Below are 25,797 nucleotides of genomic sequence, written 5' to 3' on the forward strand. Positions count from 1 at the left end.
TTTCTTCCTTCCCTGATCATCGGACCGTCGGTCCGCTTCCACGCGTTGTATTCAGTCACGGCGTTTCGTCCAGGCCGCACCAAACCGGGGTGTGGTCGGATGCCTTCTCCCATCCCCTCGGCGTGCGGTCGATGCCGGCCCCGGCCAGCCGGTCGGCGGCCTGCGGGGACAGCAGAAGATGATCGATCCGAAGGCCCTGGTCTCGCGCCCAGGCGCCGGCCCGATAGTCCCACCAAGTATAGCGCCCGGCCTCGCGGTTGACTGCCCGGTAAGCGTCGATCAGCCCGAGGTGGAGGAGGCGCCGGAAGGCGGCGCGGCTGGGCGGCAGGCAAAGGGCGTCGTCGGCCCATGCCCGGGGATCGAAGACGTCGGCGTCGGCGGGCGCGACGTTGTAGTCGCCGCCCAGTACGAACGCCTCTTCGCCCGCCAGCAGGTCGCGGGCGTGGCGATGAAGCCTGGCCATCCACGCCAGCTTGTAGGTGTACTTGCCGCTGTCCACCGGGTTGCCGTTGGGCAGATAAATCGATGCCACGCGCACGCCGGCGGTCCGCCCTTCCACATAGCGGGCCTGCTCGTCGGCCGGGTCGCCGGGCAAGGCCCTGGCCGTCACCTCGATCGGCGTTTTCGACAGGATGGCGACGCCGTTGTACGTCTTCTGCCCGGATGGGGCGGCGCTATATCCGGCGCCGGCGATCTCAAGCGCCGGGAACTGATCGTCGGTGACTTTGGTTTCCTGCAACAGCACGACGTCGGGCGTGGCGGCGGCCAGCCAATCGAGAAGATGGGGCAGCCGCGCCTTGATCGAGTTGACGTTCCAGGTGGCGATCTTGATCACGCTTCCTCTCTAATCGCGCCGCCCCCCGGGCGTAAAGAGGCAAGATGGCGACGACCGTCGAAATTGCGACTCTGCCCGTGCGAACCGCGACGGTCCGATGCCCGCAACTGACGGTTTCGCGACTTTCACTCTAAGGCTAGACTTTCGATCGGAGGGAGATCGCACATCGGAAGGGGAACTGGATGTCGGAACTCATGGTACAGCTCGTGGCGCGTCTCACCATCCACGAGTACCTGCTGGAAGTGATGTATGCCAATCTTGCCGTCAACGCCGAGGACCCGGCGGTTTTCGCCGAGGCGTTCGGCAACCATCTGATCGAGCGCACGAAGAGCCATATGGCCCCTCCGCTCGACGCCCTGGGCCTCGACCGCGATTTCAATGCCGACGTGCAGCGCGAGACCGTCAGGATGATGCAGGAATTCGCCCGGCGGATGCGCGAGCGGGTGGCCGACCGGTCGCCGGAATAGGGCTGACTAGAGCCGGCTGCCGTCGCCGCACCGCGGGCAGAGCAGGGTTTCGGGCGGGCCTTCCAGGCCGCATCGTTCCAACAGGGCGGCATCGCCGAGCAGCCTTTCCGAGGGGCCGTCGGCGGCCACTCTCCCCTCGTTGAGAATGACGGTACGCGGGCAAAGACGCAGCACCAGGTCGAGGTCGTGGGTGACGACGATCTTGGTATGGGTGAATCCGCGCAGCAGTTCGATGACCTGTCGGCGGCCGCGCGGATCGAGGCCGGTCGAAGGCTCGTCGAGCAGCAGGATGTCGGGCGACATGGCCAGCACGGCGGCGATGGCCACCCGCCGCTTCTCGCCGCCGGACAGGCGGTGCGGCGGCCGGTCCTTAAGGTGCCAGGCGCCGACCTGTCGCAGGCAGGCCTGCACCCTGTCGCGGCACTCGGCCTCGGGCATGCCGTGGTTAAGCGGCCCGAAGGCGACGTCGTCGAAGACCGTCGGCATGAACAGCTGGTCGTCGGGGTCCTGGAAGACGGTACCGACGGTACGCCGGACGTGGGGCAGCGTGTCCTTGGTCACCGGCAGGTCGCCCACCACCACCCGCCCGCGGCTGGCCAGCAGCACGCCGTTGAGATGGAGAAGCAGGGTCGACTTGCCGGCGCCGTTGGCGCCGACGATGGCGACGCTTTCGCCGTGCGTGACTTCCAGCGAGACGTCCGCCAGGGCCGCCGTGCCGTCGGGATAGGTGAAGCCGACCGCCTCCAGCGCGATGCGATGATGGCTCACTGGCCGCCTCCCGTCACCAGGGCGCCCAGCATTTCCGCCGGATGCAGGAATCGCAGCGCCACGAAGGCCGACGTCCACAGGGTCAGGAAGGCCCAGTCGCGGCCGGTGAAACGGAGGGTGCCGATCAGGCGCAGTTCGCCATCGAAGCCGCGGCACAGCATGGCCTCGTGGACCCGGCGCGCGCGGGCCACCGCGCGCAGCAGCAACTGGCCCAGGATCTGGGCGAAGATCCGCCACGCCGGCCTGCCGCCGTCGGCCGAGCGCAGCCGATAGGCGCGCAGCGTCCTTTGCGATTCGCCGACCAGCAGGAACAGATAGCGATAAAGGCCGAGGATCTGCATGACGAAGACGCTGGGCGTGCCCAACCGTTCGGCGGCGCGACCAAGTGCGGGCACGCCGGTGGTGGCGACCAGCAGCAGCAGGGCGCCGACGGTCAGTGCGAAGCGCAGCAGGATCGAGGCGAAGGAGAGCCAGCCGCCGGTCACCCCGACCTCGCCGACGCGCAGAACGACGGTCTGGTCGAAGAGAGGGTTGAAGACGCCGACCAGGATGGCGAAGGGCGCCACCAGAGCGACCTTGCGGGCGACGAAGCGGAAGGAGACGCCCGAGCGGGCCAGGATCAACGCCGGGAACAGGAAGAAGGGCAACAGGTCCGCCACCGCGTACTTGTCGAGCGAAACCACCGCCACCACGAACGCCAGGGTCGCCAGCAGCTTGGCCCGCGGGTCCAGCCGGTGGATGGGCGAGGTTCCCTGGCTCAGGCGGTCGAGGGTTCCGAGATCGAATGCCGCGTGGGAGCCGCTCATGGCGACGAATCAGGTCGTCGGCGACGCGGGGGACGACGACCGGCGCCGCAGCGCCCATCCGGCAAAACCGGCGATCAGCAGGGTCAGTCCGCCACCGACCAGCCCCGAAACCGTGGTGCCGGCATCGGGGGTAATCCAGCCGCCGGCTTCTTTGTCGGCGGCGGATTCGGCGGTTCCAGAGGCGGGAAACGCATAGTCCGGCAGGAAGGCAACCGCTTCCTGGATTCGTGCGGCGAGGCCGTGCGGGCCATCCTGCGGCTGGGCCAGTTCGGCCTCGCCGGTGAGACGCGCGATCGACCATTCCAGCCCGTCCGGATGGGCTGAGGCCAGCCACGAAAAGAAGCCGCCGACGACGATGGCGAGGATGGCGAGCCCCGCGAGGGCGCGCTTGGGAAAGCCGGGGACGGAGGAGGGGACCGCCGCCGGGGGAAGAGCGGTCAGCATGCCCGGCTCCGCCCGTGCGACGAACTCGATCACCGCCACGGTGATCAGTCCTTCGACGATGCCGATGGCCAGATGGATGGGCTGCATGGCGGCCAGGAACGCGAACAGCGGCAATTCGGCGATCCCCGACGCCCGGGTTTCCAGCACGACGCCAAGCGCGCCCAGTTGCAGCGCTGCCACGGCGCCAAGCCAAGCGGCGACGCGGCGGCGGCCGGGATCGGCCCTGCCGCCGGCAAGCGGCCGATACAGAAGCGGATAGACAACGTAACAGGGCAGGAAGCCCATGTTGAAAATATTGGCGCCCATGGCCAGCAGGCCGCCGTCGGCGAAAAACAGCCCCTGGACGACCAGCACGGACGCCATGCTCAGGAACGCCGCATGGGGGCCCAGCAGGATGGCCAGCAGCATGCCGCCGGCGAAGTGTCCGCTGGAGCCGGTGCCGGGGATGGTGAAGTTGACCATCTGGGCGGCGAACACGAAGGCGCCGACGACGCCCATCAGGGGGACATGGCTGTGGTCCGTGTCGCGTTTCAGCTTGCGCGAGGCGATCGCGATAGTGGCGCCGGTCGCCATCCACATGGCGCCCCCGACCTCGGGCGAGAGGAGCGCATCGGCCATATGCATCGTGACGTTCCCTTGGTGTCCGGAATGCCTTCGGTCGGACAACGCCGCCGAAGGCATATGAGCTTTTCTTAAATCGTAATACCGAACGGGACCATATCGGCGCGAAAAGGGGGAGTCAAGACGACGAACAGCCCCCCGCGGACTTTTCCGCAGGGTGGAAAGCGGCCGACGGAAGGTCGGCCGCGGAAACGTTCAGATGGAAAACGAACTGCCGCACCCGCAGGTCGAGGCGGCGTTCGGATTGTCGAGCTTGAAGTAGGAGCCCATCAGGTCGTCGACATAGATGAGTTCGGCACCGGCAAGAAGGTCCAGCGACATGCGGTCGACCACCACGCGCGCGCCGGCCGTCTCGAAGACGACGTCGTCTTCGCCGCTGTCGGTGTCCAGCCCGAAACCATACTGGAATCCCGAGCAGCCACCCCCCGACACCGTAACCCGCAGCATCAAGCCTTCGGTCTTCTCTTCCTTGACCAAGTGGGCGATGCGCCGCGCCGCGCTGTCGGCAATGCGCAGGCCGGTATCGGCGGTCGCAAGCGGGGTATCGGGCATCGGCAACTCCATCGTCAAGGCAAAGGCCGGGCCGGAAGGCATTCCGACACCGGCCTTGTATGTAGTCCGTCGGCGGCGGTTTTCAAACTCGATCCGCGTCGGGAAAAAATCGCCGCGGCTCTCAGGCGGCGCGGACGTCGGCCAGGAACTTGTCGACCTCCGTCTTGAGAACTTCCGAGTGTTTGGACAGTTCGCTGGCGGCCGAGAGGATCTGTCCAGCCGCCTCGCCGGTTTCGTTGGCCGCCTGGCTGACCCCGCTGATGTTCGAGGAAACCTCCTGGGTGCCGGCCGCCGCCTGTTCGACGTTGCGGGCGATCTCCTGGGTCGCCGCCCCCTGCTCCTCGACCGCCGAGGCGATGCCCGAATTGACCTGGTCGATCTCGGAGATGGTCTTGCCGATGCCGGCGATGGCCTCGACCGCCTCCTGGGTGGAGGACTGGATGGCGGCGATCTGGGCGCCGATTTCCTCGGTTGCCTTGGCCGTCTGGTTGGCCAGGTTCTTGACCTCGGAGGCGACCACCGCGAAGCCCTTGCCGGCGTCGCCGGCCCGGGCCGCCTCGATGGTGGCGTTGAGCGCCAGCAGATTGGTCTGGTCGGCGATGTCGGTGATGATGGCCACCACTTCTCCGATCCGCTTGGCGGCTTCGGCCAGGCTCTGCACCTTGACGTTGGTTTCCTGGGCCTCTTCGACGGCGGCCCTGGCAACCTCGGAGGCGTGCGTCACCTGGCGGCTGATTTCGGTGATGGAAGAGGACAATTCCTCGGCGGCCGAGGCGACGGTCTGCACATTGGCCGAGGCCTGTTCGGAGGCGGCGGCGACGGCGGCCGACTGGCGGGTGGCCTCTTCGGCGGTGGCGCCCATCGCCTCGGAGGAGGAGCGCATCTCGGATGCCGCCGAGGCGACTGCCCGCACGGCCTCCGACGACGAGGCGTCGAAATGCCGGCACAGGTCCTCGATGTGCTTGCCGCGGGCGAGTTGCGATTCCTGTTGGCGTTGCTGCTCGACGGCCAGGCGGTCGGCCTCGATCTTGTTGTCCTTGAACACCTGAACTGCGTTGGCCATGGCGCCGATTTCGTCCTGGCGTTCGGTACCGCGGATTTCCACCGTCGTATCGCCGCCGGCCAGCTTCAGCATGACGGTGTTGAGGCCGTTGATCGGCTTCGAGATGAAGGAGGATACGAAGAACGAGATGGCGAAGGCGAAGATCGTGGCAAGCAGCGCAATGACGATGAACGCGTAGGTCGTCATGCTGGCCGAGGCGTCGGCGTCACGGAAGCGGGAGGCGCCGGCCTTCTGCCAGGCGTTGCCCTGGGCGTCCAATGCCTCATAGAGCTTGTCGAAGGCCAAATCGGCCTCGATCATCATGATGACGGATGTCGCCACGTCGGCCTCCACCATGTCGATGACGTTCTTGGCAGCGGCTGCGTAAGTGTCCAGCAGGACGGGAATCTGCTCGGCGCCGGCCCGTTCGCTCGGCGTGAATTCATAGGTGTCGAGGATCTTGGCGAAGGACGGCTTGAGGCCGTCGATCTTGGTGGCAAGGGACTTCGCAAGATTGGCGACCTTCGCCTCCTCGACGCCGTTGGTTGCCCAGCTCAGCAGCCGGAAAAGGCCGCCGTTGACGTCGCTGATGTTGTTCTTGACGCTGAGGCCGTCGGCAACCCGACTGGCGGTGTTGTGGAACAGGAAGGCCGACGAGGTCCTGGCATCTTGCAGCCCAAAGAAGGCAACCGCCACCAGCACCACCATGGCAAGCGTGAAAATACCGGGCGTGATCAGCAGCTTGCGCGAAATCTTCCAGTTGTTCAGGGACATCGCTTTCTCCACGAATTCCACAGGATGCCGCGATTGCGCGCGGTTCTGTTGCAGGCAGCGCACGATGCGTCTTCGGGTGAGTCGGTAGCGGCTTCGGCGCCCCTCGCCGGACCGGCCGTATTAAACGGCCGATCCGGGCGATGAGGACGTCCGATTGCGTCAGTCGGTGTAGTAGCCGACGATGAAATACAGGTCGTTGTTGGCCTTCTTGATGTACGATTCTTTCTGGCCGATCTTCTTGGTTTCCGGGTTGGACCACTTGTATTTTACCCAGCCGTCGTTCGCCTTCTGAAGGATGGCGACCATGTCCTTGTTGAACTCCCGCCCATCGGCGTCCTTGAGGCCCAGGATGTTCTTGCCGATCAGCTTCGGGTTGGTGGAATGGTGCACCATCTTGCCCGGCATGTCCTGGACGACAATGTAGATCTCGCCCTGAATGAAGCCGCCCTTGGGATCGCTGAAGTCCTTGTAGGCCTGGTCGGCGCCGACCTTGTTGAAGTGAGCGATGGCCTTGTCCATGAGGGCCACGGCGTCGGCCTTCTTGTCGGCGGCGTCGGCCTGGGTAACCACGAGGAGCAGCATCGCGGCGATGCCGAAAAGTTTGCCGAGTTTGTTCATGAGTGACTCCATCTTTTTGTTGGAAAGTCAGGTGTCAAAGCAGCATCCACGCCTGCCGGCGATTTCTTGGGGCCGGTATTATGAGTGGCGTCAGTGTAGGAAGGGCGTGTCACCCGACGATGACAGACCGGCCCGAATTGGTAACGTTTTGTTTGTGAACTGTGACAATGTCGAAACATTCTTACTTCACGACAGATCATCTGTCCGGTGCACCGCACTTCCCCTCGCCGGATAGCAAATGCATATCTCGTTGCCTGCGGCTTCCACGGCGGGTAGGTTGCCGGCCATGACTCTCGCGCCCCCCTTTGCGTCCTATGCCTGCATGCCCGAAACCAGCCGCGGCCGACTGCACGCCGAGCCGGAGAGCGCGACGCGCACCTGCTTTCAGCGCGACCGTGACCGCATCATTCATTCGGCAGCCTTCCGGCGGCTGGAGTACAAGACGCAGGTGTTCGTCAATCACGAGGGGGATTTCTTCCGCACGCGCCTGACCCACAGCCTGGAAGTGTCGCAGATCGCCCGGTCGGTGTGCCGTTGCCTGGGCCTCAACGAGGATCTGGCCGAGGCCCTGGCCCTGGCCCATGACCTCGGCCATCCGCCGTTCGGACACGCCGGCGAGGATGCGCTGAAGGAGACCATGACGCCCTACGGCGGATTCGACCACAACGGACAGTCGCTTCGCGTCGTCACCCGGCTGGAGGAGCGCTACGCGGCGTTTGCCGGTCTCAACCTGACGTGGGAGACGCTGGAGGGCGTGGTCAAGCACAACGGTCCCCTGACCGGCCCGAACGGTCGCGGTGGGGTTCCGCGCGCCATCGCCGAGTATGCGAGGGACCAGGACCTCGAACTTTCCACCTATGCCAGCGCCGAAGCCCAGGTCGCCGCCATCGCCGACGACATCGCCTACAACAACCACGACATCGACGACGGACTGCGCGCCGGACTGTTCAGCGTCGACGACCTGGCCGACGTGCCGCTGGTGGGGCCGATCTTCGCGGCGGTCCGGGCGGCCTATCCCGGGCTCGACGAATCGCGCCTCATCCACGAGGCGGTGCGGCGCATGATCGGTGCCATGGTCACCGATCTCTTGGAGGAGACCCGCCGGCGCATCGAGGCGTCCCAGCCGAAAGGCGCCGACGACATCCGTCGGCTGGACCGGCCGGTCGCCGCCTTTTCGGCGGCGATGGCGGCCAACGACGCGGCGCTGAAGGCCTTTCTTTTCAAGAACATGTACCGCCACTACAAGCTCAACCGGATGACCAGCAAGGCCCGGCGCGTCGTGCGCGACCTGTTCGGTCTGCTCATCTCCGAGCCCGAATGCCTGCCGACCGAGTGGCGGGTCAAGGCGGCGGGCCCCGACACCGAAGCCACCGCGCAACTGGTGGCCGATTACATCGCCGGAATGACCGACCGCTACGCGCTCGACGAACACCGGCGCCTGTTCGACGTCCAGGCGAGGACTTCATGAACCTGTTTGAACACTTCCGGGAACGCGTCATCGAGGCCCTCGAGCGCATGATGGCGGCCGGCGATCTGCCGGCCGGGGCCGACACGTCGCGCATCGTTGTCGAGCCGCCGCGCGAGGCGGCGCACGGCGACGTCACCACCAACGCGGCCATGGTGCTGGCCAAGCCGGCCGGCCTCAAGCCGCGCGACCTGGCCGAGAAGCTGGCGGCCAGGCTGGCCGCCTTCGACGAGGTGGCGGCCGCCGAAGTCGCCGGACCGGGCTTCATCAACCTGCGCCTGTCGGATGCCTTCTGGCGGGCCCGCCTTGCCGAAATCCTCCGCTCGGGGCCGGCCTATGGCGGTTCGTCGGTGGGCGGCGGGGTGGCGGTCAACGTGGAATACGTCTCGGCCAACCCCACCGGGCCGCTGCATGTCGGGCACGCGCGCGGCGCCGTGGTTGGCGACGCCCTGGCCTCGCTGTTGGAGAAGGCCGGCTTCGCGGTCACCCGCGAATACTACATCAACGATGCCGGTGCTCAGGTCGAGGCGTTGGCCTGGTCGGCCTACTATCGCTACCTCCAGGCCCTGGGCTGCGAAATCGACGAGGCCGCCTTTGCCAAACTGTGTCCGGGCGGCGAGCTGCAATACCGGGGCGAGTACCTGGTCCCGCTCGGCAAGGCCCTGGTCGAGGCCTATGGCGACAGCCTGGCCGACCGCGACGGGGTGCACGGCGAGTGGACCGTGAAGTCCGTCGATGAATGGCTGCCGACGGTGCGCCAGTTCGCCATCGACCGCATGATGGACTTGGTGCGCGAGGACCTGGCGGCGTTGGGCGTGAAGCATGCCGTCTTCACGTCGGAGCGCGCGCTGGTGGCACGCGGCGGGGTGGAGGAGGCGCTGGCCTTTCTGGCCGAGCGCCAGCTCACCTATACCGGTGTTCTCGAGCCGCCGAAGGGCAAGCTGCCCGACGACTGGGAGGCCCGGCCGCAGTTGCTGTTCAAGGCCACCGCCTTCGGCGACGACGTCGACCGGCCGCTGAAGAAGTCGGACGGCTCGTGGACCTATTTCGCCACCGACGTCGCCAACCACCTGGACAAGTACCGGCGCGGTTTCGCCGCCATGATCAACGTGTGGGGCGCCGATCACGGCGGCTACGTCAAGCGCATGCAGGCGGCGGTCAAGGCGATTACCGAGGGACGGGGTTCGCTCGACGTCAAGCTGTGCCAGATGGTCAACCTGATGGACGGCGGCCAGGCAGTGAAGATGTCCAAGCGGGCTGGCACCTTCGTGACGCTGCGCGACGTGGTCGACGAAGTCGGCAAGGACGTCGTGCGTTTCATCATGTTGACCCGCAAGAACGACGCGCAGCTCGACTTCGACCTCAAGAAGGTGACCGAGCAGTCGCGCGACAACCCGGTATTCTATGTCCAGTACGCCCATGCCCGCATCCGCTCGGTGATGCGCAAGGCGGCGGAAATGTTCGCTCCGGCCGACTTGACGCCGGACGCGCTGGCGGCAGGCAGCCTGGAGTGCTTGACCGACCCCGAAGAGCTTGCTTTGATCAGGGCCATGGCGGGTTGGCCACGCATCGTCGAAAGCGCCGCGGAAGCGCATGAACCGCACCGGATCGCCTATTACCTGTACGATCTGGCGGCGCAGCTTCATACGCTGTGGAACAAGGGCAACGACGACGCCAGCCTGCGTTTCCTCATCCCCGAGGAGCGGACATTGACCCTGGCCAGGCTGGCCATGATCCAAGGAGTGGCGTTCGTCATCGCGTCGGGACTCGACGTGTTCGGCGTGACGCCGGTCGAGGAGATGCGCTGATGACGACGGCCGACGACGGCTGGAATGATCCGTCGGCCAGGGAACTGGCCCCGGAACCGGAATTCCGGCCGATCCCCCGGTCACGGCCGAAGTCGCGGCGGCACGGCGGCCCCTGGGTGTTCGCCGCGGTCCTTGTCGTGGCCATCGGCGCCGGCGCCGGCGGCTGGTATTTCCTCAACGATTGGCTGGTCGTCGACAATCCCGACGCCGAGGTGCCGCTGATCCGTGCCGACTCCGGCCCCATCAAGGTGCGTCCCGAGGAACCGGGCGGCATGGATGTGCCCGACCGCGACAAACTGGTCTACGACCGCATCGACGGCAACGGGGAGCGCAGCGCGGTCGAGCGCCTGTTGCCGCCGCCCGAGATGCCGATGGCCAAGCCGGCGCCCGCCGCCAAGGGGGTGGAGGAACGGTCCGCCGCGCAGGCGCCCACGCCGCTGGTTCCGGTGGCGCCGGCTCCGTCATCGCCGCCGGCTCCGGCCGCGAAGGCCGAGGCCCAGCCAGCGCCGACGCCCGAACGCGTGGTTCCCTCCGTCGAGGACGTGCTGAACGCCATGCGGCCGCCAGCGCCGGTCGATCCCAAGGCTCAGGAAACCCCCGCCGAGACCAAATTGAAGGCGGAAGCCGCCAAGGCGGCGGCACCGGCCAAGGTCGGCGGCTTTCTGGTCCAGCTTGCCGCGGTGCGCAGTCGCGAGCAGGCGGATGCCGAATGGCAACGGCTGCGCCAACGCAATTCCGACCTTCTGGGCAGTCTGGACCTTTCGGTGATGCGCGCCGACCTCGGTCCCGACAAAGGCGTTTTCTTTCGCCTGCGTGCCGGCCCCCTGACCAACGAGGCGGCGGCCCAGACCCTTTGCCAGAAGCTGTCTGAGCGCAAGATCGGCTGCCTGGTTGTGCGTCCGGAGGGCTAAGAATGACAAGACGTCTTCCCCTGGCCGTGGTGCTGGGGTGTTCTGGGAAGGTGCTGACTAAAGCCGAGCGGGCTTTCTTCAAGGATGCCGATCCGTTGGGATTCATCCTGTTCGGTCGCAACTGCGAAAACCCCGACCAGGTGCGTAAACTGGTCGAAAGCATGAGAAAATGCGTCGACCGCGCCGACGCCCCCGTGCTGGTCGATCAGGAAGGCGGCCGGGTGGCCCGCCTGGGGCCACCCCACTGGCGGATGGCGCCGGCCATGGCCCGCTTCGGCGAACTGGCGCGGCGCTCTTCCGTGCGGGCGACCGAGGCGGCCTGGCTCAACGCCCGCCTGATCGCCGCCGACCTCCACGAGTTGGGGATCACCATCAATTGCGCGCCGGTGCTCGACGTTCCGCACGCCGGCGCCCACGACATCATCGGCGACCGTGCGCCCGGAACCTCGGCCGACATCGCCATGCTGGTCGGCGGCGCCTTCGCCGACGGCCTGATGGAGGGCGGCGTGCTGCCGGTGATCAAGCACATTCCCGGCCACGGCCGGGCGGGCGCCGACAGCCACCAGTCGCTGCCGGTGGTCAAGACGCCGGTGACCGAGCTGGCGTCGACCGATTTCTCGCCGTTCCGGGCGCTCTCCGACCTGCCGTGGGCGATGACCGCCCACGTACTCTACACCGCGCTCGACGACCAGGAGCCGGCGACGACATCGCACTCCGTGATCGAGGCCGTGATCCGCGACCATATCGGTTTCGATGGCGTCCTGATCACCGACGATCTGTCGATGCGGGCCCTTTCGGGATCGCTGGCCGATCGCGCCAAGGCGGCGCTCGAGGCCGGCTGCGACGTCGTGCTGCACTGCAACGGCGACATGGACGAGATGCAGGAAGTGGTGGGCGCCTGCCGTGGGCTGTCGCTAAAGGCCCAGGCGCGCATCGAGCGCGGCGAGGCCATGCGCCGCGCCGCGGCGCCGCTCGACCGCAGCATGGCCCAGGCGCGCCTGGACGAACTTTTCGAGGACCGGGCGGCGTGATGGACATTTCGACCATCGCTTATACCGTTTCGGTATGGGCGATCCCGGTCCTGCTGGCAGTCACCCTGCACGAGGCGGCGCACGGCTGGGCGGCGTGGCGCCTGGGCGACGATACCGCCTACCGCCTGGGCCGGGTCACCTTCAATCCGTTCCGCCACATCGACCCCTTCGGCACCCTCCTGTTGCCGATCATGCTGCTGCTGGCCTCGGGTGGGCGCATGATGTTCGGCTTCGCCAAGCCGGTGCCGGTCAATTTCCGCGGCCTGAGGCGGCCGCGCCGCGACATGGTCCTGGTCGCCATCGCCGGGCCGGCCATCAATCTGGCGCTGGCCGTCGTCGCGGCGGCGCTGTTCCATACCGTGCCGTTGGTCTCCGGCGCCCTGCGCGAGTGGTACGGCCTCAGCCTCCAGGCGGCGGTATGGGTCAACCTGCTGCTGGCCGTCTTCAACATGCTGCCGCTGCCGCCGCTGGACGGCGGCCGGGTAGCCGTCGGCCTGCTTCCGTGGCGGCTGGCCGTTCGTCTCGCCCGACTGGAACGCGCCGGAATCCCGATTATACTGGCGGTGGTCTTCATCGTGCCGTGGATCGGCGATGCGGTGGGGATGGACCTGAACGTCTTCTGGTGGCTGGTGGGCATGCCGACCAGCTTCCTGGAAGGGGCGATTTTCCGGCTGGTGGGGCTCCAATAGGGCGCGGCGATGGAAAGCCAGGACACCTTCGAGGGTATGGAAGCCGCGGCGGCGGGACCGGACGGCGCGGCGTTCGTCGTCGACCTCGACGGCTTCGAGGGGCCCATCGACGTGCTGCTGAGCCTGGCCCGCGACCAAAAGGTGGACCTCACCCAGATCTCCATCCTGCAATTGGCCGACCAATACCTGGATTTCGTGGCCCGTGCCCGCCAGATCAGCCTCGAACTGGCCGCCGACTATCTGGTGATGGCGGCGTGGCTGGCCTATCTCAAGTCGCGGCTGCTGATCCCCGACTTGGGCGGCGACGACGAACCGTCCGGCGAGGAGATGGCCGCCGCTCTGGCCTTCCATCTGCAAAGACTGGAGGCCATGCAGGAAGCCGGCGCCCGCCTGATGGCGCACGCCCGCGTCGGCCACGAGGTGTTCGCCCGCGGCATGCCGGAAGTGCCCGAGGAGGACGTGCAGACGGTCTTCGAGGTTACCCTCTACGATCTGCTCAAGGCCTATGGCGACCAGCAGAAACGGGCCGGCGAGGGAACGCTGCAAATCGAGGCATGGGGCCTTTACGCCGTTGAGGATGCGCTGGAGCGGCTGCGCCGGCTTGTCGGCCGTATGCCGGATTGGGAAAACCTGCTGGCCTTCCTGCCGCCCGGCCTTAACGACGCCCTGCTGACGCGTTCCGCGATTGCCTCCACCTTCGTGGCGAGCCTGGAACTGGTGCGCGAGGGGCGTTTGAGGATTCGCCAGATGGGGGCATTCGGCCCCATCTACGTGCGGACGGCGGAGGATCGGCGGAACGGGGATTCGGAAAATCCATGAGCGACATCGACGGCCAGCACCTGAGACTCCTGGAGGCGATCCTTTTCGCGGCGAGCGAGCCGCTGTCTGAAAAGGCGCTGGCCGAACGCATGCCGGAAGGGGCCGACCTCAAGGCCCTGCTGGCGGAATTAAAGGCGGCCTACGCGCAGCGCGGCGTCAACCTGAGGCAGGCCGGGCACTCGTGGGCTTTCCGCACGGCGCCCGATCTCGGGCCGGCGCTGGCCCGCGAACGGCAGAAGGTCCGCAAACTGGGGCGGGCCATGATCGAAAGCCTGGCGGTGATCGCCTTTCACCAGCCGGTGACGCGCGCCGAGGTCGAGGAGATTCGCGGCGTCGGCTTCAATCGGGGCACACTGGACGCCCTGTTCGAGGCCGGATGGATTCGCCCCGTCGGCCGCCGCCGCACGCCGGGCCGGCCGGTGACCTGGGGCACGACCGACACCTTTCTCGATCATTTCGGCCTGGAATCCCTTGCCGATCTGCCCGGGCTTGACGAACTTAAGGCGGCGGGCCTTCTCGACAAGCGGCCGGCCATCGAATCCTATGCGGTCAAGGGCCAGATGCGCGCCGCCGGCGACACCGAGGGCATGGACGACCTGGACAGCCGGGCCCCCGACCTGTTCAAGGAGAACGACGCGCCGGAGGAGCCGCTGGAGCCCGACGATCCCGGCGGACCGGACGGCGAAACCGAGCCGGCCGGCGCTTGAATTTCGGTCTTTGTCGACGGTTTCGGCGGATCGCGCCGGCGCGGCTCCGGGTGATTGCGGAGGGTAGGGGTTTCTGCCATTATCCGGCCGGCATTCAAAAGGCGCACTGCACAAGCGAGAACTAGAAATGGGTACCTTCAGCATCTGGCATTGGCTCATCGTCCTGCTCATCGTGCTCGTCCTCTTCGGCGGGCGCGGCAAGGTGTCGGCCCTGATGGGTGATTTCGGCAAGGGCCTCAAGTCCTTCAAAAAGGGCATGAAGGAAGAGGACGACGACGCGAAGGCCGACGCTCCCAAGGCCATCAAGTCCGAATCCGCCCCGACGGTCGACCCCGTGGCCGAAAAGGATTCCGTGAACAAGAACTGATCTTGCGAGGAGCGTGGGTCCCGTCAGATCCCCGACCGGGAGCCGCGCCGCGCCATGTTCGACATCGGCTGGCAGGAACTGTTCATCATTGCGGCGATCGCCCTCATCGTGGTCGGGCCGAAGGATCTGCCGCGTGTGCTCTCCCAGATCACCAAATACATCCGCAAGGCGCGCGGCATCGCCAGGGAATTTCAAAGCAGCATCGACGAAGTGGTCCGCCAAGCCGATCTCGAGGAAATCCGCAAAGAAGTAGAGACGAGTTCCGGCTTCGACCTCAAGGACGAGATCCGCAACGCCATCGACCCCGGCGGCGAAATGACCCGCCAGTTCGACATTTCGGACGTCAAGGCCGATATCGAGCGCTCGGCCAAGGCGGTGACCGAGGGGCAGGCTTCCACGCCGACGGAAACGCCGGCCGTGTACGGGCCACCCCAGCCCGAAGATACGACCGCGCCGGCCGACCCCCTTCCGGCCGATCCCGCCAATCCGCAGTCCAGGTAATCCGCCGTGACCGAAGACGAACTCGATGACAAGAAGATGCCGCTGCTGGAGCATCTGGTCGAACTTCGCAAACGGCTCGTCTGGTCGCTGGTGTCGGTCGTCATCCTGTTTTTCGTCTGCTATTTCTTCGCCCAGGACATATACGGCTTTCTGGTGCAGCCGCTGGCCGACGCCCTGCACGACCGCGGGGAAGAGAATCGCCGACTCATTTTCACGGCCCTGCACGAGGCCTTCTTTACCTACGTCAAGGTGTCGGCCTTCGCGGCCATGTTCCTGGCCTTTCCGTTCATTGCCTCGCAGATCTGGCTGTTCATCGCGCCCGGCCTTTACCGGCACGAGAAGAAGGCCTTCCTGCCGTTCCTGGTGGCGACGCCGATTCTGTTCTTCCTGGGCGGCGCCCTCGTCTATTACTTCATCTTTCCGATGGCCTGGAAGTTCTTCCTCAGCTTCGAATCGACGGGCGCCGCAGGCGGCTTGGCCATCCAGCTGGAGGCCAAGGTCAACGAGTACCTGTCATTGGTCATGGGATTGATCTTCGCCTTCGGGCTGGCCTTCGAATTGCCGGTGCTGCTGACCCTCCTGGGACGGGTCGGCATCGTCACCTCGCAGGGGCTCAAGAACAAGCGCCGCTACGCCATCGTGCTGGCCTTCGTCGCCGCCGCCGTGCTGACGCCGCCCGATGTCATCAGCCAGGTCGGCCTGGCGGTGCCGATCGTCATTCTTTACGAGATATCGATCCTGTCGGTTCGCATGATCGAGAAAAAGCGGGAAGAGCCCCTCGATCCGCTCGAAGAGGAAAGCCCGTCGACGGGTTGACGGCATGGCGTGGCGGCCGTGGTTGAACGCTGGACGCGGCCGGGGGAACTTCCTATAAAGCCTGCGTTTCCGCCGGGTACGGGGATATCGATGTTCGACATCAAGTGGATTCGCGAAAATCCTGACGCCTTCGACAAGGCGCTTGGCAACCGCCGCATGGGACCGGCGGCGGCGGCGTTGCTGGGCCTCGACGCCAAGCGGCGCGACGCCCTGACCCACGCCCAGGAGATCCAGGCCGAGCGCAACCGGCTGGCCAAAGAAATCGGCGCCGCCAAGGCGCGTGGCGAGGACGCGACGGAGATCATCGCCAAGGTCTCGCGCTCCAAGCAGGAGCAGGCGGACGCCGAGGAAACGGCCCGCCTGGCCGAGGTTGAATTGGAAACCGCCCTGGCGGCACTGCCCAACGTGCCGGCCGAGACCGTGCCGGTCGGCCTCGACGAGACCGCCAACGTGGAGATGCGCCGCTGGGGCCAGCCCCGAACCTTCGATTTTCCGGCCCGGGAACATTTCGACATCGGCGAGGGCTTGGGGCTGATGGATTTCGACGCCGCCGCCAAGATGTCGGGGGCCCGCTTCGTTGTCCTCAAGGGGCCGCTGGCCCGCCTCGAGCGGGCGCTGGGCGCCTTCATGCTCGACCTGCAGACCGGCGAGCACGGCTATACCGAGATCAATCCCCCGATCATGGTCAAGGATGCGGCGCTGTTTGGCACCGGCCAGTTGCCCAAGTTCGGGGAAGACCTGTTCCGCACCACCAACGACTTCTGGCTGATTCCCACCGCCGAGGTGCCGCTGACCAACCTGGTGGCGGGCGACATCCTGGAAGAGGCGTCGCTGCCGAGACGGGTGACCGCGCTGACGCCTTGTTTTCGTTCGGAAGCCGGAGCGGCCGGCAAGGACACCCGCGGCATGATCCGCCTACATCAGTTCAACAAGGTGGAACTGGTCAGCATCACCCGCCCCGAAGATTCAGATGGCGAACTCGACCGGATGACCGGCTGCGCGGAAGAGGTGCTGAAGCGCCTGGAGTTGCCCTATCGCGTCATCGTGCTTTGCACCGGCGACATGGGGTTTTCGGCCCGGCGCACCCACGACATCGAGGTGTGGCTACCCGGCCAGGGGCGCTACCGCGAGATTTCCAGCTGCTCCAGCTGTGGCGATTTCCAGGCCCGGCGGATGAAAGCGCGCTATCGCCCCGAAGGCGAGAAGGGGACGCGTTTCGTCCATACCCTCAACGGCTCGGGCCTGGCGGTCGGGCGCACCCTCGTTGCCGTGCTGGAGAACTATCAGCGGGCGGACGGCTCGGTCGTCGTGCCCGAGGTATTGCGCCCGTACATGGGCGGGCTCGAGGTGATCTCCGCCCATGGCAAATAACGGCTTCGACCTTGCGCGGGCGCGCGTCCTCATTTCCAACGACGACGGCATCAACGCGCCCGGCCTCAAGGTCCTCGAACGCGTCGCCCAGGCGGTCGCCCGCGAGGTATGGGTGGTGGCGCCCGAAACCGAGCAGAGCGCCGTCGGCCATTCGCTGACCCGGCGGCGGCCGTTGCGCATCCGCGAGGTTGCGCAGCGCCGCTTCGCCGTCGACGGCACGCCGACCGACAGTGTGCTGCTTGCGGTGCGCCAGATCATGGCCGACAATCCGCCCGACATCGTCTTTTCCGGGGTCAATTACGGTGGCAACCTGTGCGACGATGTCACCTATTCGGGGACCGTCGCGGCGGCCATGGAGGCGACCCTGCTGGGCGTGCCCGCCGTCGCCTTCAGCCTGGTCACCGACGGCGCCGCGATCATCCACTGGGAAACCGCCGAAAAATGGGCGCCGGAGGTGCTCGGTCGACTGTGCGCGGCCGGCTGGCCGGCGGCCGTGGTGATGAATGTCAATTTTCCCAACCTGCCGGCTCGCGCGGTGACCGGCATTCAGGCCACCAGCCAGGGCGGCGGCAAGGCCGGGCAGGGCATGACCGCATCGACCGATCCGCATGGCGAAGCCATCTATTGGCTGGGCACCGAGGCCCACGGCGAACGCATCCGCGCCGGCGAGGACGTCGAGGCGGTCCATCGCGGCGCCATTTCGATCACGCCGCTGTCGCTCGACCTGACCGACGGGCCGACCTTGACGGCGCTCAAGGCGTCGCTGCGGTGAACCCCGATTCGCGCAAGATCCGCTTGATTTTGGCGATGCGGCGGACTGGCATCACCGACACCAGGGTCTTGGGCGCCCTGGAGCGGATACCGCGCGACGCTTTCGTTCCCGTCACCTTCCGCGACCGCGCCTACGACGACGTGGCGCTGCCCATCGGTCGCCATCAGACCATCAGCCAGCCGTCGGTCGTGGCGCGCATGACCCAGGTGCTGGAAGTTGGCGACCGCATGAAGGTGCTGGAGATCGGCACCGGCTCGGGCTATCAGGCGGCGGTGCTGGCCAGCCTGTGCCGCCGATTGTACACAGTCGAACGTCATCGCGAGCTGTTGGACCTGGCGGAACGGCAGTTTTCCGCCCTGCGCATCACCAACATCACGACCCGACTGGGCGACGGCGCCCTGGGCTGGCCCGAGCAGGCCCCGTTCGACCGTATTATTGTGACGGCGGCGGCCTCTGCCATGCCGGAAGTCCTGGCCGGCCAGCTTTGCATCGGCGGCATCATGGTGGTTCCGATCGGGGCTTCCGACGGCGACCAGACGCTGACCCGGGTGCGGCGCACCGACGAAGGCTTCGCCACGGAAACGGTCGGCATGGTGCGTTTCGTGCCGCTGGTCCCGGGAATTGCCGCCGGATGAGCCGTCGGCTTGCCAGTTCCGTTGAAGAAATCCGTTCTCTCCGCAATAATCCCCTCATGACCTTGCCGTGGCGCCTGATGATCGGAAGCCTTCTCGCCGCCCTGGTGGTGGGGGGATGCGGGTGGGCGGAATGGCCGCCGCCTTCACGGGTGCGTGCCGTAAACGCCCCGCCGAACACGTTGCAGATCGCGCCGGCGCCCCGGCCACAAAGCCAAACACGGCAGGGATCGGACATGGTGTTCGTCGGCGCGGATTCGGTGACGGCGGCGCCGGGCGACACCGTCTATAGCCTGTCGCAGCGCCATCGGGTCTCGCAGCGCGCGCTCATCGAGGTCAATGGCCTCAAGCCGCCCTATCAGCTGGCGGTGGGCCAGCGGCTGGTATTGCCGCGCGAGCGCGTCCATCCGGTGGTGCGTGGCGATACGCTCTACAGCATCTCGCGGCGCTATGGCGTCGACATGTATGAACTGGCCCAGGCCAACCGCCTCGAATCCTCCTATGCCATTCAGGTCGGCCAGGAACTGCGTATTCCCGCGGTTCCACAGGCGGTAGCGCAGCAGCAGCCGCCGCCAACGGCGGTTGCCCGCGGTATGCAGGCCGAGGAACTGGCGCCGCCTCCCGCCGGCCGCGAGGGGCCGGCGGTCACCATGCTGCCACCGTCCGAACCCGCTCCGAATTCCGCGCCGCCGGCTCCGCTCGCACCCGCCCCGCCGCCGACCGCCCGCTTGGCGCCGGAAGCGGCGCCGACAGCTCCCGTCGCGCCCGAACCGCCGCCGATGGTGGGGGGAGAGGGGTTCATCTGGCCGGCCCGGGGCCAAGTCGTCCTGGAATTCGGCCCCAAAGCCAAGGGGCTGCACAACGACGGCATCAACATCGAGGCGCCGCGGGGCACACCGGTTTACGCCTCGGCGGGCGGGGTCGTCGCCTATGCCGGCAACGAACTCAGGGGATTTGGCAACCTGCTCCTGATCAAGCATGCCGACGGCTGGGTCACCGCCTACGCCCACAATGACGAACTGCTGGTCAGGCGCGGCGATACGGTGAAGAAGGGGCAGGTCATCGCCCGGATCGGCTCGACCGGCAACGTGACGAAGCCTCAACTGCACTTCGAGTTGCGCAAGGGAAGGCAGGCTGTCGACCCGCGCAGCCGGTTGACCGAGCAGTTGGCCGGTTGATGCCACGCTTTCGCGGGCGCGACGCCAATTGCCGCCACGCCGGGGGTGGCGTACACTTCCGGCTCACAATCCAGAGCCGGGAAAAAGGGGAGGTTTGAACCGTGGGGGACGAAAACACGGGAACAGGAGTGCGCAAGCACCTGTCCGACAAGCAGGCGTGGCTCAGGCTGCTCTACATGATCTTGTTCGGGATTGCCTTCGAGGTCGCCAAATTCGTCACCTTCTTCGTCGCGGCCGTGCAAATCCTGTTCAAGCTGTTCACCGGCGATGTACAGCCCCGGCTTAGCGGATTTGGCGCCAGCCTGGCGATCTTCCTGCGCCAGACCGTCGACTTCCTGACCTTCCGGAGCGAGGTCAGGCCGTATCCCTGGAGCGCATGGCCCTTGCCGGAAGTGGCGGCCGCCGAAGCCGCCGCCGCGGCGACCGTCGAGGCCGCGACCCCGGCCAAGCCGGCCGAACATCGCGCCCCGCGTGGCGGGCGGCGCAAGGCAAGCGGGCCGGCCGACGACGAAGTCAAGACCGAATAGCCAAGCCATCGGCCGGGCTTGCCAGTCAGTCGAGCGGTTTGCCCAGCTCGCCAGCCAGATCCTGAATGAACTGCCAGGCGACCCGGCCCGAACGGGCGCCGCGGGTGACCGACCATTCATTGGCGCGGGCGCGCAGTTCGGCGGGCTGAATGGGCAGGCCGTAAGCGGCGGCGTATCCCTCGACGATGTCGAAGAAAACGTCCTGGCCGCAAGGGTGAAACCCCAGCCACAGCCCGAACCGATCCGACATCGATACCTTTTCCTCGACCGCCTCGGCCGGGTTGATGGCGGTCGAGCGCTCGTTCTCGATCATGTCGCGCGGCATCAGGTGGCGGCGGTTCGAGGTGGCGTAGAAGACGACATTGGTCGGTCGGCCTTCGATGCCCCCCTCCAACACCGCCTTCAGCGACTTGTACGAGGCGTCGTGGCCGTCGAACGACAGATCGTCGCAGAAGATGATGAACCGGCGCTTCGCCTCGCGCAGGATGCCGAGAAGGCGGGGCAGGGACTGGATGTCTTCGCGATGGATCTCGACCAGGCCAAGCAGCCCGGGCGTCTCCTCTTCGATCCGGGCGTGAACGGCCTTGACCAGCGAGCTTTTGCCCATGCCGCGGGCGCCCCACAGCAGGGCGTTGTTGGTGGGCAGGCCCTTGGCGAAGCGGCGGGTGTTCTCCAGCAGGATGTCGCGCTGGCGCTCGATGCCCTTGAGAAGGCCGATGTCGACACGGCTGACCTCGGGAACGGGTTCCAGCCAATCGTCGTCAGCGTGCCAGACGAAAGCGGCGGCGGCGGCGACGTCGGCGACCCGACGAGCCGGCGGGGCCAGCCGTTCAAGCGCATCGGCGATGCGGCGCCACAGCGGCAGCGGGTCGATGTCGGGCATTTTTCGCATCCTTCCCAAGACGGCCGGCGCACCCTAGCACAGGGCCGCGCTCCGTCAACCCCGGGGGCAGTTGACACGCCCTTCCTTGCCCCCCCACATTGAGGGCCCGGCTGTTTCCGTTTGCAAGTCGCGTGGGGACCGGTATATTCCCGCTGGCTTTGCCCAAGAATTCTAGGGAGTTCCCTGATGTTCATCTCGCCCGCATATGCCCAAGCCGGGGGTGGTCTCGGTGGCGGCGGTTTCGAGGCCCTTCTGCCGCTGGTCCTCATCTTCGTTGTTTTCTATTTCCTGCTCATCCGTCCGCAGCAGAAGAAGGCCAAGCAGCATCGCGAAATGCTGTCGGCCATCCGTCGCGGCGACAAGATCGTGACCAACGGCGGCATTCTCGGCACCGTGACCAAGGTGGTCGACGAGACCGAACTGATGGTCGAAATCGCCGAAGGCATCCGCGTCCGTGTGCAGCGCGGCATGGTTGCCGGCGTGCGCTCGAAGACCGAGCCGGTCAAGGATGCCGGCAAGCCGACGGACGCCGCGGCCGGCAGCCAGCCGGAAAGCGCGGTTTCCAAGCTGAAGAATTTTCTCGGGGGGAAGGGCAAATAACCGCCCTCCGGTGAGACGTTTCCGATGGTTCATATCGCCAAGTGGAAGGTGATCGTCGTCGTCGTTGTCTGTGCGTTCGGCGTGTTGTTTTCCATCCCCAATTTCCTGAGCCGCGATCTGGCGGATTCGCTGCCCGACTGGTTGCCCCATCAGCAAATCAGCCTGGGACTGGATCTGCAGGGCGGCTCGCACCTTCTCTTGGAGGTCGACGTCGCTTCGGTCATTCGCGAGCGTCAGGACACCCTGATCGAAGCGATGCGCACCGAGTTGCGCAAGGAACGCATTCGCTATACCGGCCTCGGTGTGCGTGGCCAGTCGGTGGTGGTGAACATTCCCGACGCCGATCGGGTGCAGACGGCCTACGATCTGGTGCGCGGCCTGGAAAGCGGCATCAGCGCCACGATGGAGGACGGCGGACGCATCTCCCTGACCTTGACCGAGCAGGCCATCAAGGAACGGACCCGCTCGGCCGTCGAGCAGTCCATCGAAATCGTGCGGCGGCGCATCGACGAGACGGGCGTGCGCGAACCGACCATCATCCGACAGGGCGAGGATCGCATCCTGGTGCAGCTTCCCGGGCTGGATGATCCGGAACGCATCAAGCAGCTGCTGGGCAAGACCGCGAAGATGACCTTCCACCTGGTCGACGATCAGGTGCCGGTGGCCGAGGCGATGGCCGGGCGCCTGCCGCCCGGCTCGATGCTGCTGCCGTCCTCGCACGAGACGGTGGCCAACGGCCAGCCGCGCATGTACGTCATCAACAAGCGGGTGATGCTGAGCGGCGACGCTTTGGCCAACGCCCAGGTCGGCACCGACCCGCGCACGTCGGAACCGGTGGTCAATTTCCGTTTCGATGCCTCTGGCGGCAAGCGCTTCGGCAAGATCACCACCGACAACGTCAACCGCCTGCTGGCCATCGTGCTCGACGGCAAGGTGATCAGCGCGCCCAATATCCGCGAGCCCATTCTCGGCGGCTCCGGGCAGATCAGCGGCAGCTTCAGCTTCCAGTCGGCGCAAGATCTCGCCCTGCTGTTGCGGGCCGGCGCCCTGCCGGCACCGTTGACCATTCTCGAGGAACGGACCGTCGGGCCGGGCCTCGGCGCCGATTCGATCGCCGCCGGCAAGGTGGCCAGCGTACTCGGCCTCGTTCTGGTCGTCGTCATCATGGTGATGGTCTACGGCCGCTTCGGGGCGGTTGCCGATATCGCGGTCGTCTTCAACATGTTCCTCATCATGGCATCGCTCTCGGTGCTGCAGGCGACCCTGACGTTGCCCGGCATCGCCGGCATCGTGCTGACCGTCGGCATGGCGGTCGACGCCAATGTGTTGATTTTCGAACGCATCCGCGAAGAATTGCGCAATGGTCGCTCGCCGATCTCGGCGATCGAGACCGGCTATTCGCAGGCGACGCGGACCATCATCGACGCCAACCTGACGACGCTGATCGCTGCCGTGCTTCTCTATCAGTTCGGGTCCGGCCCGGTCCGCGGCTTTGCGGTGACGTTGGCCATCGGCATCGCGGCATCGATGTTCACCGGCGTCATGCTAACCCACGTGATCGTGCTGGGGTGGCTTCGTCGCGCCCGGCCGCAGACCTTGAAAATCTAGGCGCCAAGCCATGCTTTTTCGTATGCAACTCGTTCCGCCGGGCACGAACATTCCGTTCATCGCGTGGCGCAAGTTTTTCTTCGTGTTTTCCGTGCTGCTGGTTTTGGGTTCGCTCGCCCTGTTTGCCGTTCGCGGCCTCAACTACGGCATCGACTTCCAAGGCGGCATCCTGCTGGAGGTCAAGACCCAGGGGCCGGCCGACATTGGCGGCATGCGCTCGACCCTCAACGATCTCGATCTTGGCGAGGTCGCCTTGCAGGGGTTCGGTGCGCCTGACGACGTGTTGATCCGGCTTGCCAAGCAGGAAGGTGGGGACGCCCAGCAGCAGGTCGCGGTCGAGAAGGTCAAACAGGCCCTGGGGGCGGGCGTCGAATACCGCCGGGTCGAAGTGGTCGGACCGCAGGTCAGCAACGAGTTGCTGCTGGACGGCATTTACGCGGTGGTCCTGGCCCTGATCGCCATGCTCATCTACATCTGGTTCCGCTTCGAGTGGCAGTTCGGCCTGGCCGCGGTCATCGCGCTGCTTCACGATGTGATCAGTACGATCGGCGTCTTCGCCATTCTGCAATGGGAGTTCAACCTCTCGACCATCGCTGCCGTGCTGACCATCGCCGGCTATTCCATCAACGATACCGTGGTGGTGTTCGACCGCGTCCGCGAGAATTTGCGCAAGTACAAGACGATGGCCTTGCCGGACCTGCTGAACCGCAGCATCAACGAGACCCTCGCGCGCACCATCATGACCAGTTTGACGACCCTGGTCGCCATCACCGCGCTATACCTGTTCGGCGGCGAGGTCGTCCGCGGGTTCAGCTTCGCCATGATCTACGGCATCGGGATCGGCACTTTTTCGTCGATTTGCGTGGCGGCGCCGCTGCTGCTCTACATGAGGGTGCCGCGCCGGTCGAGCAAAACCGAGGAGGCGGCGGCCAAGGCGTCGCCGTAAGCGTTATTTCCGGCCTCGACATCACGCCAAGGGTTTCCCCCGGCCGCAAGGTGGTTCAGGCCTATGGCGAAGGTCGGTTTCGCATTTCGGGAGAAGTCGTCACGGGCTCGGTTGTCGTCTGGCCCGACGGCTGGACGGCGTGGCCGGTCGCCGATGGCGCGATCCTTTCCGCCGACGACCTGACGCCCATTCGCTCCCTTGCCGGAACCGTCGACATCCTGCTGATCGGCTGTGGCACCCGCTTCGGCCCCGAACCGGCGGGGTTGCGCGCCGCCGTCAAGGCCGTCGGCATGGCCCTCGAGTGGATGGACACGGGCGCGGCCTGCCGCACCTACAACGTGCTGGTCGGCGAAGGCCGCCGCGTCGCCGCCGCCCTCATCGCCGTTTAGCGAGAACGGCCCGGAGGGGAACCTCCAGGCCGTTCGCATTGTTGACGACCGAAGGGCCTAGCCGAGATTGGCGGCGGCGAAATCCCAGTTGACCAGATGGTCGAGGAAGATATCGACATAATCCGGACGCCGGTTCTGGTAGTCCAGGTAATAGGCGTGCTCCCACACGTCGCAGGTGATCAGCGGCGTCTGGCCGTGGGCGATGGGGGTATCGGCGTTGCCGGTCTTCACGATCTTCAGCCGGCCCCCGTCCTGCACCAGCCATGCCCAGCCGCTGCCGAACTGGGTGACGGCCGCGGTCTTGAACTGCTCGCGAAACGCCGCATAGCCGCCGAAGTCTTCGTCGATCCTGGCGGCCACCTTGCCGGCCGGCGCGCCGCCGCCGTTCGGCTTCATGGCCTTCCAGTAGAACGTGTGGTTCCACACCTGGGCGGCATTGTTGAAAACGCCCGCCTTGGCGGCATCCCCGGCCGTTTCCCGCACGATCCGCTCCAGCGGAGCGGAAGCCAGCGGCGTGTCCTTGATCAGGTTGTTGAGGTTGACGACATAGGCGTTGTGGTGCTTGCCGTGGTGGAATTCCAGCGTCTTGGCGCTGATGTGGGGCTCCAGCGCGGTGTTGGCATAAGGCAATGCCGGAAGTTCAAAGGCCATTCCCTCCTCCTATGACTGACGGTTTTCCCGATATCTTTCAATTGTCTAAAAAATCATATCCGGTTGCGCCGCCGCGGGGAAGGGCAGACCCCGGCGCGCCGGACGAGTCGCTCGAAATGCGTCGTGCCGGCCTTGACGGAGCCGATTTACGTCACACATTTAGCGCCTAGGATAGTTTGCAAATAAGAAGAGGTAGCAT

The 25,797-nt window shown here is 66.2% G+C and carries 29 protein-coding genes; 20 read left to right on the forward strand and 9 right to left on the reverse strand.

The genetic code is table 11. From position 1 onward, the window contains the following. Window positions 1-55: 55 nt before the first annotated feature. Window positions 56-832 carry an exodeoxyribonuclease III gene (gene xth, locus ODR01_RS16345; RefSeq protein ID WP_316978857.1) on the reverse strand — a complete coding sequence of 259 codons (777 nt, stop codon included), beginning with the start codon at window positions 830-832 and terminating at the stop codon, window positions 56-58. Window positions 833-1,017: 185 nt separating this feature from the next. On the opposite strand from xth, the gene ODR01_RS16350 reads away from it, so the two are divergent. Continuing rightward, window positions 1,018-1,302 (forward strand): hypothetical protein, encoded by a 285-nt coding sequence (locus ODR01_RS16350; protein WP_316978755.1) that lies wholly within the window; start codon window positions 1,018-1,020, stop codon window positions 1,300-1,302. 6 nt (window positions 1,303-1,308) lie between these two features. Here ODR01_RS16350 and ODR01_RS16355 read toward each other — a convergent pair whose 3' ends face one another. The 6 genes from ODR01_RS16355 to ODR01_RS16380 all read right to left on the reverse strand — a co-directional run bounded on the left by ODR01_RS16355 (window position 1,309) and on the right by ODR01_RS16380 (window position 6,927). Then, window positions 1,309-2,070: an energy-coupling factor ABC transporter ATP-binding protein gene (locus tag ODR01_RS16355; RefSeq protein ID WP_316978756.1), complete on the reverse strand. Its 762-nt coding sequence runs from the start codon at window positions 2,068-2,070 to the stop codon at window positions 1,309-1,311. Next, on the reverse strand, window positions 2,067-2,876 hold the full coding sequence (gene cbiQ, locus ODR01_RS16360; protein ID WP_316978757.1) for a cobalt ECF transporter T component CbiQ: 810 nt from the start codon (window positions 2,874-2,876) through the stop codon (window positions 2,067-2,069). The genes ODR01_RS16355 and cbiQ overlap by 4 nt, the downstream gene beginning before the upstream one ends. A gap of 9 nt (window positions 2,877-2,885) precedes the next feature. Beyond that, entirely contained in the window at window positions 2,886-3,944 is a 1,059-nt protein-coding gene (locus tag ODR01_RS16365) for an energy-coupling factor ABC transporter permease (protein ID WP_316978758.1), read from the reverse strand. 192 nt (window positions 3,945-4,136) lie between these two features. Further along, complete coding sequence (gene erpA / locus ODR01_RS16370; protein ID WP_316978759.1) at window positions 4,137-4,493, reverse strand: iron-sulfur cluster insertion protein ErpA; 357 nt, start codon at window positions 4,491-4,493, stop codon at window positions 4,137-4,139. Window positions 4,494-4,614: 121 nt separating this feature from the next. Then, a complete protein-coding gene (locus tag ODR01_RS16375) occupies window positions 4,615-6,309 on the reverse strand; it encodes a methyl-accepting chemotaxis protein (protein WP_316978760.1) in 1,695 nt (564 codons plus the stop codon). Between the two features lie 159 nt (window positions 6,310-6,468). Beyond that, complete coding sequence (locus tag ODR01_RS16380) at window positions 6,469-6,927, reverse strand: cache domain-containing protein (RefSeq protein WP_316978761.1); 459 nt, start codon at window positions 6,925-6,927, stop codon at window positions 6,469-6,471. 286 nt (window positions 6,928-7,213) lie between these two features. Here ODR01_RS16380 and ODR01_RS16385 point away from each other — a divergent pair, with 286 nt between their 5' ends. The 15 genes from ODR01_RS16385 (at window position 7,214) to ODR01_RS16455 (ending at window position 20,521) form a co-directional block, all read left to right on the forward strand. Next, window positions 7,214-8,395, forward strand: coding sequence for a deoxyguanosinetriphosphate triphosphohydrolase (locus tag ODR01_RS16385; protein ID WP_316978762.1), 1,182 nt, complete (start codon window positions 7,214-7,216; stop codon window positions 8,393-8,395). After that, window positions 8,392-10,200 carry an arginine--tRNA ligase gene (gene argS / locus ODR01_RS16390; RefSeq protein WP_316978763.1) on the forward strand — a complete coding sequence of 603 codons (1,809 nt, stop codon included), beginning with the start codon at window positions 8,392-8,394 and terminating at the stop codon, window positions 10,198-10,200. The genes ODR01_RS16385 and argS overlap by 4 nt, the downstream gene beginning before the upstream one ends. After that, window positions 10,200-11,111 carry an SPOR domain-containing protein gene (locus ODR01_RS16395; protein ID WP_316978764.1) on the forward strand — a complete coding sequence of 304 codons (912 nt, stop codon included), beginning with the start codon at window positions 10,200-10,202 and terminating at the stop codon, window positions 11,109-11,111. Before argS ends, ODR01_RS16395 begins: the two co-directional genes overlap by 1 nt. A gap of 2 nt (window positions 11,112-11,113) precedes the next feature. Next, the gene (nagZ, locus tag ODR01_RS16400; RefSeq protein ID WP_316978765.1) at window positions 11,114-12,142 is read left to right on the forward strand and encodes a beta-N-acetylhexosaminidase; all 1,029 of its coding nucleotides are present in this window, start codon (window positions 11,114-11,116) and stop codon (window positions 12,140-12,142) included. After that, window positions 12,142-12,831: a site-2 protease family protein gene (locus tag ODR01_RS16405; protein WP_316978766.1), complete on the forward strand. Its 690-nt coding sequence runs from the start codon at window positions 12,142-12,144 to the stop codon at window positions 12,829-12,831. Before nagZ ends, ODR01_RS16405 begins: the two co-directional genes overlap by 1 nt. Before the next feature lie 9 nt (window positions 12,832-12,840). Beyond that, entirely contained in the window at window positions 12,841-13,650 is an 810-nt protein-coding gene (locus ODR01_RS16410) for a segregation and condensation protein A (RefSeq protein ID WP_316978767.1), read from the forward strand. After that, entirely contained in the window at window positions 13,647-14,357 is a 711-nt protein-coding gene (gene scpB, locus ODR01_RS16415) for an SMC-Scp complex subunit ScpB (RefSeq protein WP_316978768.1), read from the forward strand. Before ODR01_RS16410 ends, scpB begins: the two co-directional genes overlap by 4 nt. 127 nt (window positions 14,358-14,484) lie before the next feature. Next, the gene (locus tag ODR01_RS16420; RefSeq protein WP_316978769.1) at window positions 14,485-14,724 is read left to right on the forward strand and encodes a twin-arginine translocase TatA/TatE family subunit; all 240 of its coding nucleotides are present in this window, start codon (window positions 14,485-14,487) and stop codon (window positions 14,722-14,724) included. Between the two features lie 54 nt (window positions 14,725-14,778). After that, on the forward strand, window positions 14,779-15,225 hold the full coding sequence (gene tatB / locus ODR01_RS16425) for a Sec-independent protein translocase protein TatB (protein ID WP_316978770.1): 447 nt from the start codon (window positions 14,779-14,781) through the stop codon (window positions 15,223-15,225). A 6-nt stretch (window positions 15,226-15,231) separates the two neighbouring features. After that, on the forward strand, window positions 15,232-16,041 hold the full coding sequence (gene tatC / locus ODR01_RS16430) for a twin-arginine translocase subunit TatC (protein WP_449441453.1): 810 nt from the start codon (window positions 15,232-15,234) through the stop codon (window positions 16,039-16,041). A gap of 90 nt (window positions 16,042-16,131) precedes the next feature. Further along, a complete protein-coding gene (serS, locus tag ODR01_RS16435; RefSeq protein WP_316978771.1) occupies window positions 16,132-17,412 on the forward strand; it encodes a serine--tRNA ligase in 1,281 nt (426 codons plus the stop codon). Next, a complete protein-coding gene (surE, locus tag ODR01_RS16440; RefSeq protein WP_316978772.1) occupies window positions 17,402-18,184 on the forward strand; it encodes a 5'/3'-nucleotidase SurE in 783 nt (260 codons plus the stop codon). The genes serS and surE overlap by 11 nt, the downstream gene beginning before the upstream one ends. Then, on the forward strand, window positions 18,181-18,819 hold the full coding sequence (locus tag ODR01_RS16445; RefSeq protein ID WP_316978773.1) for a protein-L-isoaspartate(D-aspartate) O-methyltransferase: 639 nt from the start codon (window positions 18,181-18,183) through the stop codon (window positions 18,817-18,819). The genes surE and ODR01_RS16445 overlap by 4 nt, the downstream gene beginning before the upstream one ends. Before the next feature lie 56 nt (window positions 18,820-18,875). Then, window positions 18,876-19,994: a LysM peptidoglycan-binding domain-containing M23 family metallopeptidase gene (locus ODR01_RS16450; protein ID WP_316978774.1), complete on the forward strand. Its 1,119-nt coding sequence runs from the start codon at window positions 18,876-18,878 to the stop codon at window positions 19,992-19,994. A 101-nt stretch (window positions 19,995-20,095) separates the two neighbouring features. Continuing rightward, complete coding sequence (locus tag ODR01_RS16455; protein ID WP_316978775.1) at window positions 20,096-20,521, forward strand: DUF4389 domain-containing protein; 426 nt, start codon at window positions 20,096-20,098, stop codon at window positions 20,519-20,521. A gap of 25 nt (window positions 20,522-20,546) precedes the next feature. On the opposite strand, the gene ODR01_RS16460 is transcribed toward ODR01_RS16455, so the two are convergent. Beyond that, window positions 20,547-21,404 carry an ATP-binding protein gene (locus tag ODR01_RS16460; protein ID WP_316978776.1) on the reverse strand — a complete coding sequence of 286 codons (858 nt, stop codon included), beginning with the start codon at window positions 21,402-21,404 and terminating at the stop codon, window positions 20,547-20,549. Between the two features lie 186 nt (window positions 21,405-21,590). Between ODR01_RS16460 and yajC the strand changes: the two genes are divergently transcribed. The 4 genes from yajC to ODR01_RS16480 are packed head-to-tail and all read left to right on the forward strand — an operon-like array spanning window position 21,591 to window position 24,947. After that, window positions 21,591-22,004, forward strand: coding sequence for a preprotein translocase subunit YajC (yajC, locus tag ODR01_RS16465; RefSeq protein WP_316978777.1), 414 nt, complete (start codon window positions 21,591-21,593; stop codon window positions 22,002-22,004). Window positions 22,005-22,028: 24 nt separating this feature from the next. After that, window positions 22,029-23,612, forward strand: a complete 1,584-nt coding sequence (gene secD / locus ODR01_RS16470) for a protein translocase subunit SecD (protein ID WP_316978778.1) — start codon at window positions 22,029-22,031, stop codon at window positions 23,610-23,612. Between the two features lie 10 nt (window positions 23,613-23,622). Continuing rightward, entirely contained in the window at window positions 23,623-24,558 is a 936-nt protein-coding gene (gene secF, locus ODR01_RS16475) for a protein translocase subunit SecF (RefSeq protein WP_316978779.1), read from the forward strand. A gap of 50 nt (window positions 24,559-24,608) precedes the next feature. After that, window positions 24,609-24,947, forward strand: a complete 339-nt coding sequence (locus ODR01_RS16480; RefSeq protein WP_316978780.1) for an Mth938-like domain-containing protein — start codon at window positions 24,609-24,611, stop codon at window positions 24,945-24,947. A gap of 57 nt (window positions 24,948-25,004) precedes the next feature. Here the strand turns inward: ODR01_RS16480 and ODR01_RS16485 are convergent, their stop codons facing one another. Then, a complete protein-coding gene (locus tag ODR01_RS16485) occupies window positions 25,005-25,598 on the reverse strand; it encodes a superoxide dismutase (RefSeq protein ID WP_316978781.1) in 594 nt (197 codons plus the stop codon). Between the last annotated feature and the right edge of the window lie 199 nt (window positions 25,599-25,797).

This window comes from Shumkonia mesophila, assembly GCF_026163695.1.
Taxonomy (GTDB): domain Bacteria; phylum Pseudomonadota; class Alphaproteobacteria; order Rhodospirillales; family Shumkoniaceae; genus Shumkonia; species Shumkonia mesophila.

Bases quoted from the DNA above. Each gene is read 5' to 3' on its own strand.
- ODR01_RS16350 (WP_316978755.1), top strand. From the start codon at position 1,018: ATGTCGGAACTCATGGTACAGCTCGTGGCGCGTCTCACCATCCACGAG.
- cbiQ (WP_316978757.1), bottom strand. From the start codon at position 2,876: ATGAGCGGCTCCCACGCGGCATTCGATCTCGGAACCCTCGACCGCCTG.
- ODR01_RS16365 (WP_316978758.1), bottom strand. From the start codon at position 3,944: ATGCATATGGCCGATGCGCTCCTCTCGCCCGAGGTCGGGGGCGCCATG.
- erpA (WP_316978759.1), bottom strand. From the start codon at position 4,493: ATGCCCGATACCCCGCTTGCGACCGCCGATACCGGCCTGCGCATTGCC.
- ODR01_RS16375 (WP_316978760.1), bottom strand. From the start codon at position 6,309: ATGTCCCTGAACAACTGGAAGATTTCGCGCAAGCTGCTGATCACGCCC.
- ODR01_RS16380 (WP_316978761.1), bottom strand. From the start codon at position 6,927: ATGAACAAACTCGGCAAACTTTTCGGCATCGCCGCGATGCTGCTCCTC.
- ODR01_RS16385 (WP_316978762.1), top strand. From the start codon at position 7,214: ATGACTCTCGCGCCCCCCTTTGCGTCCTATGCCTGCATGCCCGAAACC.
- argS (WP_316978763.1), top strand. From the start codon at position 8,392: ATGAACCTGTTTGAACACTTCCGGGAACGCGTCATCGAGGCCCTCGAG.
- ODR01_RS16395 (WP_316978764.1), top strand. From the start codon at position 10,200: ATGACGACGGCCGACGACGGCTGGAATGATCCGTCGGCCAGGGAACTG.
- nagZ (WP_316978765.1), top strand. From the start codon at position 11,114: ATGACAAGACGTCTTCCCCTGGCCGTGGTGCTGGGGTGTTCTGGGAAG.
- ODR01_RS16405 (WP_316978766.1), top strand. From the start codon at position 12,142: ATGGACATTTCGACCATCGCTTATACCGTTTCGGTATGGGCGATCCCG.
- ODR01_RS16410 (WP_316978767.1), top strand. From the start codon at position 12,841: ATGGAAAGCCAGGACACCTTCGAGGGTATGGAAGCCGCGGCGGCGGGA.
- scpB (WP_316978768.1), top strand. From the start codon at position 13,647: ATGAGCGACATCGACGGCCAGCACCTGAGACTCCTGGAGGCGATCCTT.
- ODR01_RS16420 (WP_316978769.1), top strand. From the start codon at position 14,485: ATGGGTACCTTCAGCATCTGGCATTGGCTCATCGTCCTGCTCATCGTG.
- tatB (WP_316978770.1), top strand. From the start codon at position 14,779: ATGTTCGACATCGGCTGGCAGGAACTGTTCATCATTGCGGCGATCGCC.
- serS (WP_316978771.1), top strand. From the start codon at position 16,132: ATGTTCGACATCAAGTGGATTCGCGAAAATCCTGACGCCTTCGACAAG.
- surE (WP_316978772.1), top strand. From the start codon at position 17,402: ATGGCAAATAACGGCTTCGACCTTGCGCGGGCGCGCGTCCTCATTTCC.
- ODR01_RS16450 (WP_316978774.1), top strand. From the start codon at position 18,876: ATGACCTTGCCGTGGCGCCTGATGATCGGAAGCCTTCTCGCCGCCCTG.
- ODR01_RS16460 (WP_316978776.1), bottom strand. From the start codon at position 21,404: ATGCCCGACATCGACCCGCTGCCGCTGTGGCGCCGCATCGCCGATGCG.
- yajC (WP_316978777.1), top strand. From the start codon at position 21,591: ATGTTCATCTCGCCCGCATATGCCCAAGCCGGGGGTGGTCTCGGTGGC.
- secD (WP_316978778.1), top strand. From the start codon at position 22,029: ATGGTTCATATCGCCAAGTGGAAGGTGATCGTCGTCGTCGTTGTCTGT.
- secF (WP_316978779.1), top strand. From the start codon at position 23,623: ATGCTTTTTCGTATGCAACTCGTTCCGCCGGGCACGAACATTCCGTTC.
- ODR01_RS16485 (WP_316978781.1), bottom strand. From the start codon at position 25,598: ATGGCCTTTGAACTTCCGGCATTGCCTTATGCCAACACCGCGCTGGAG.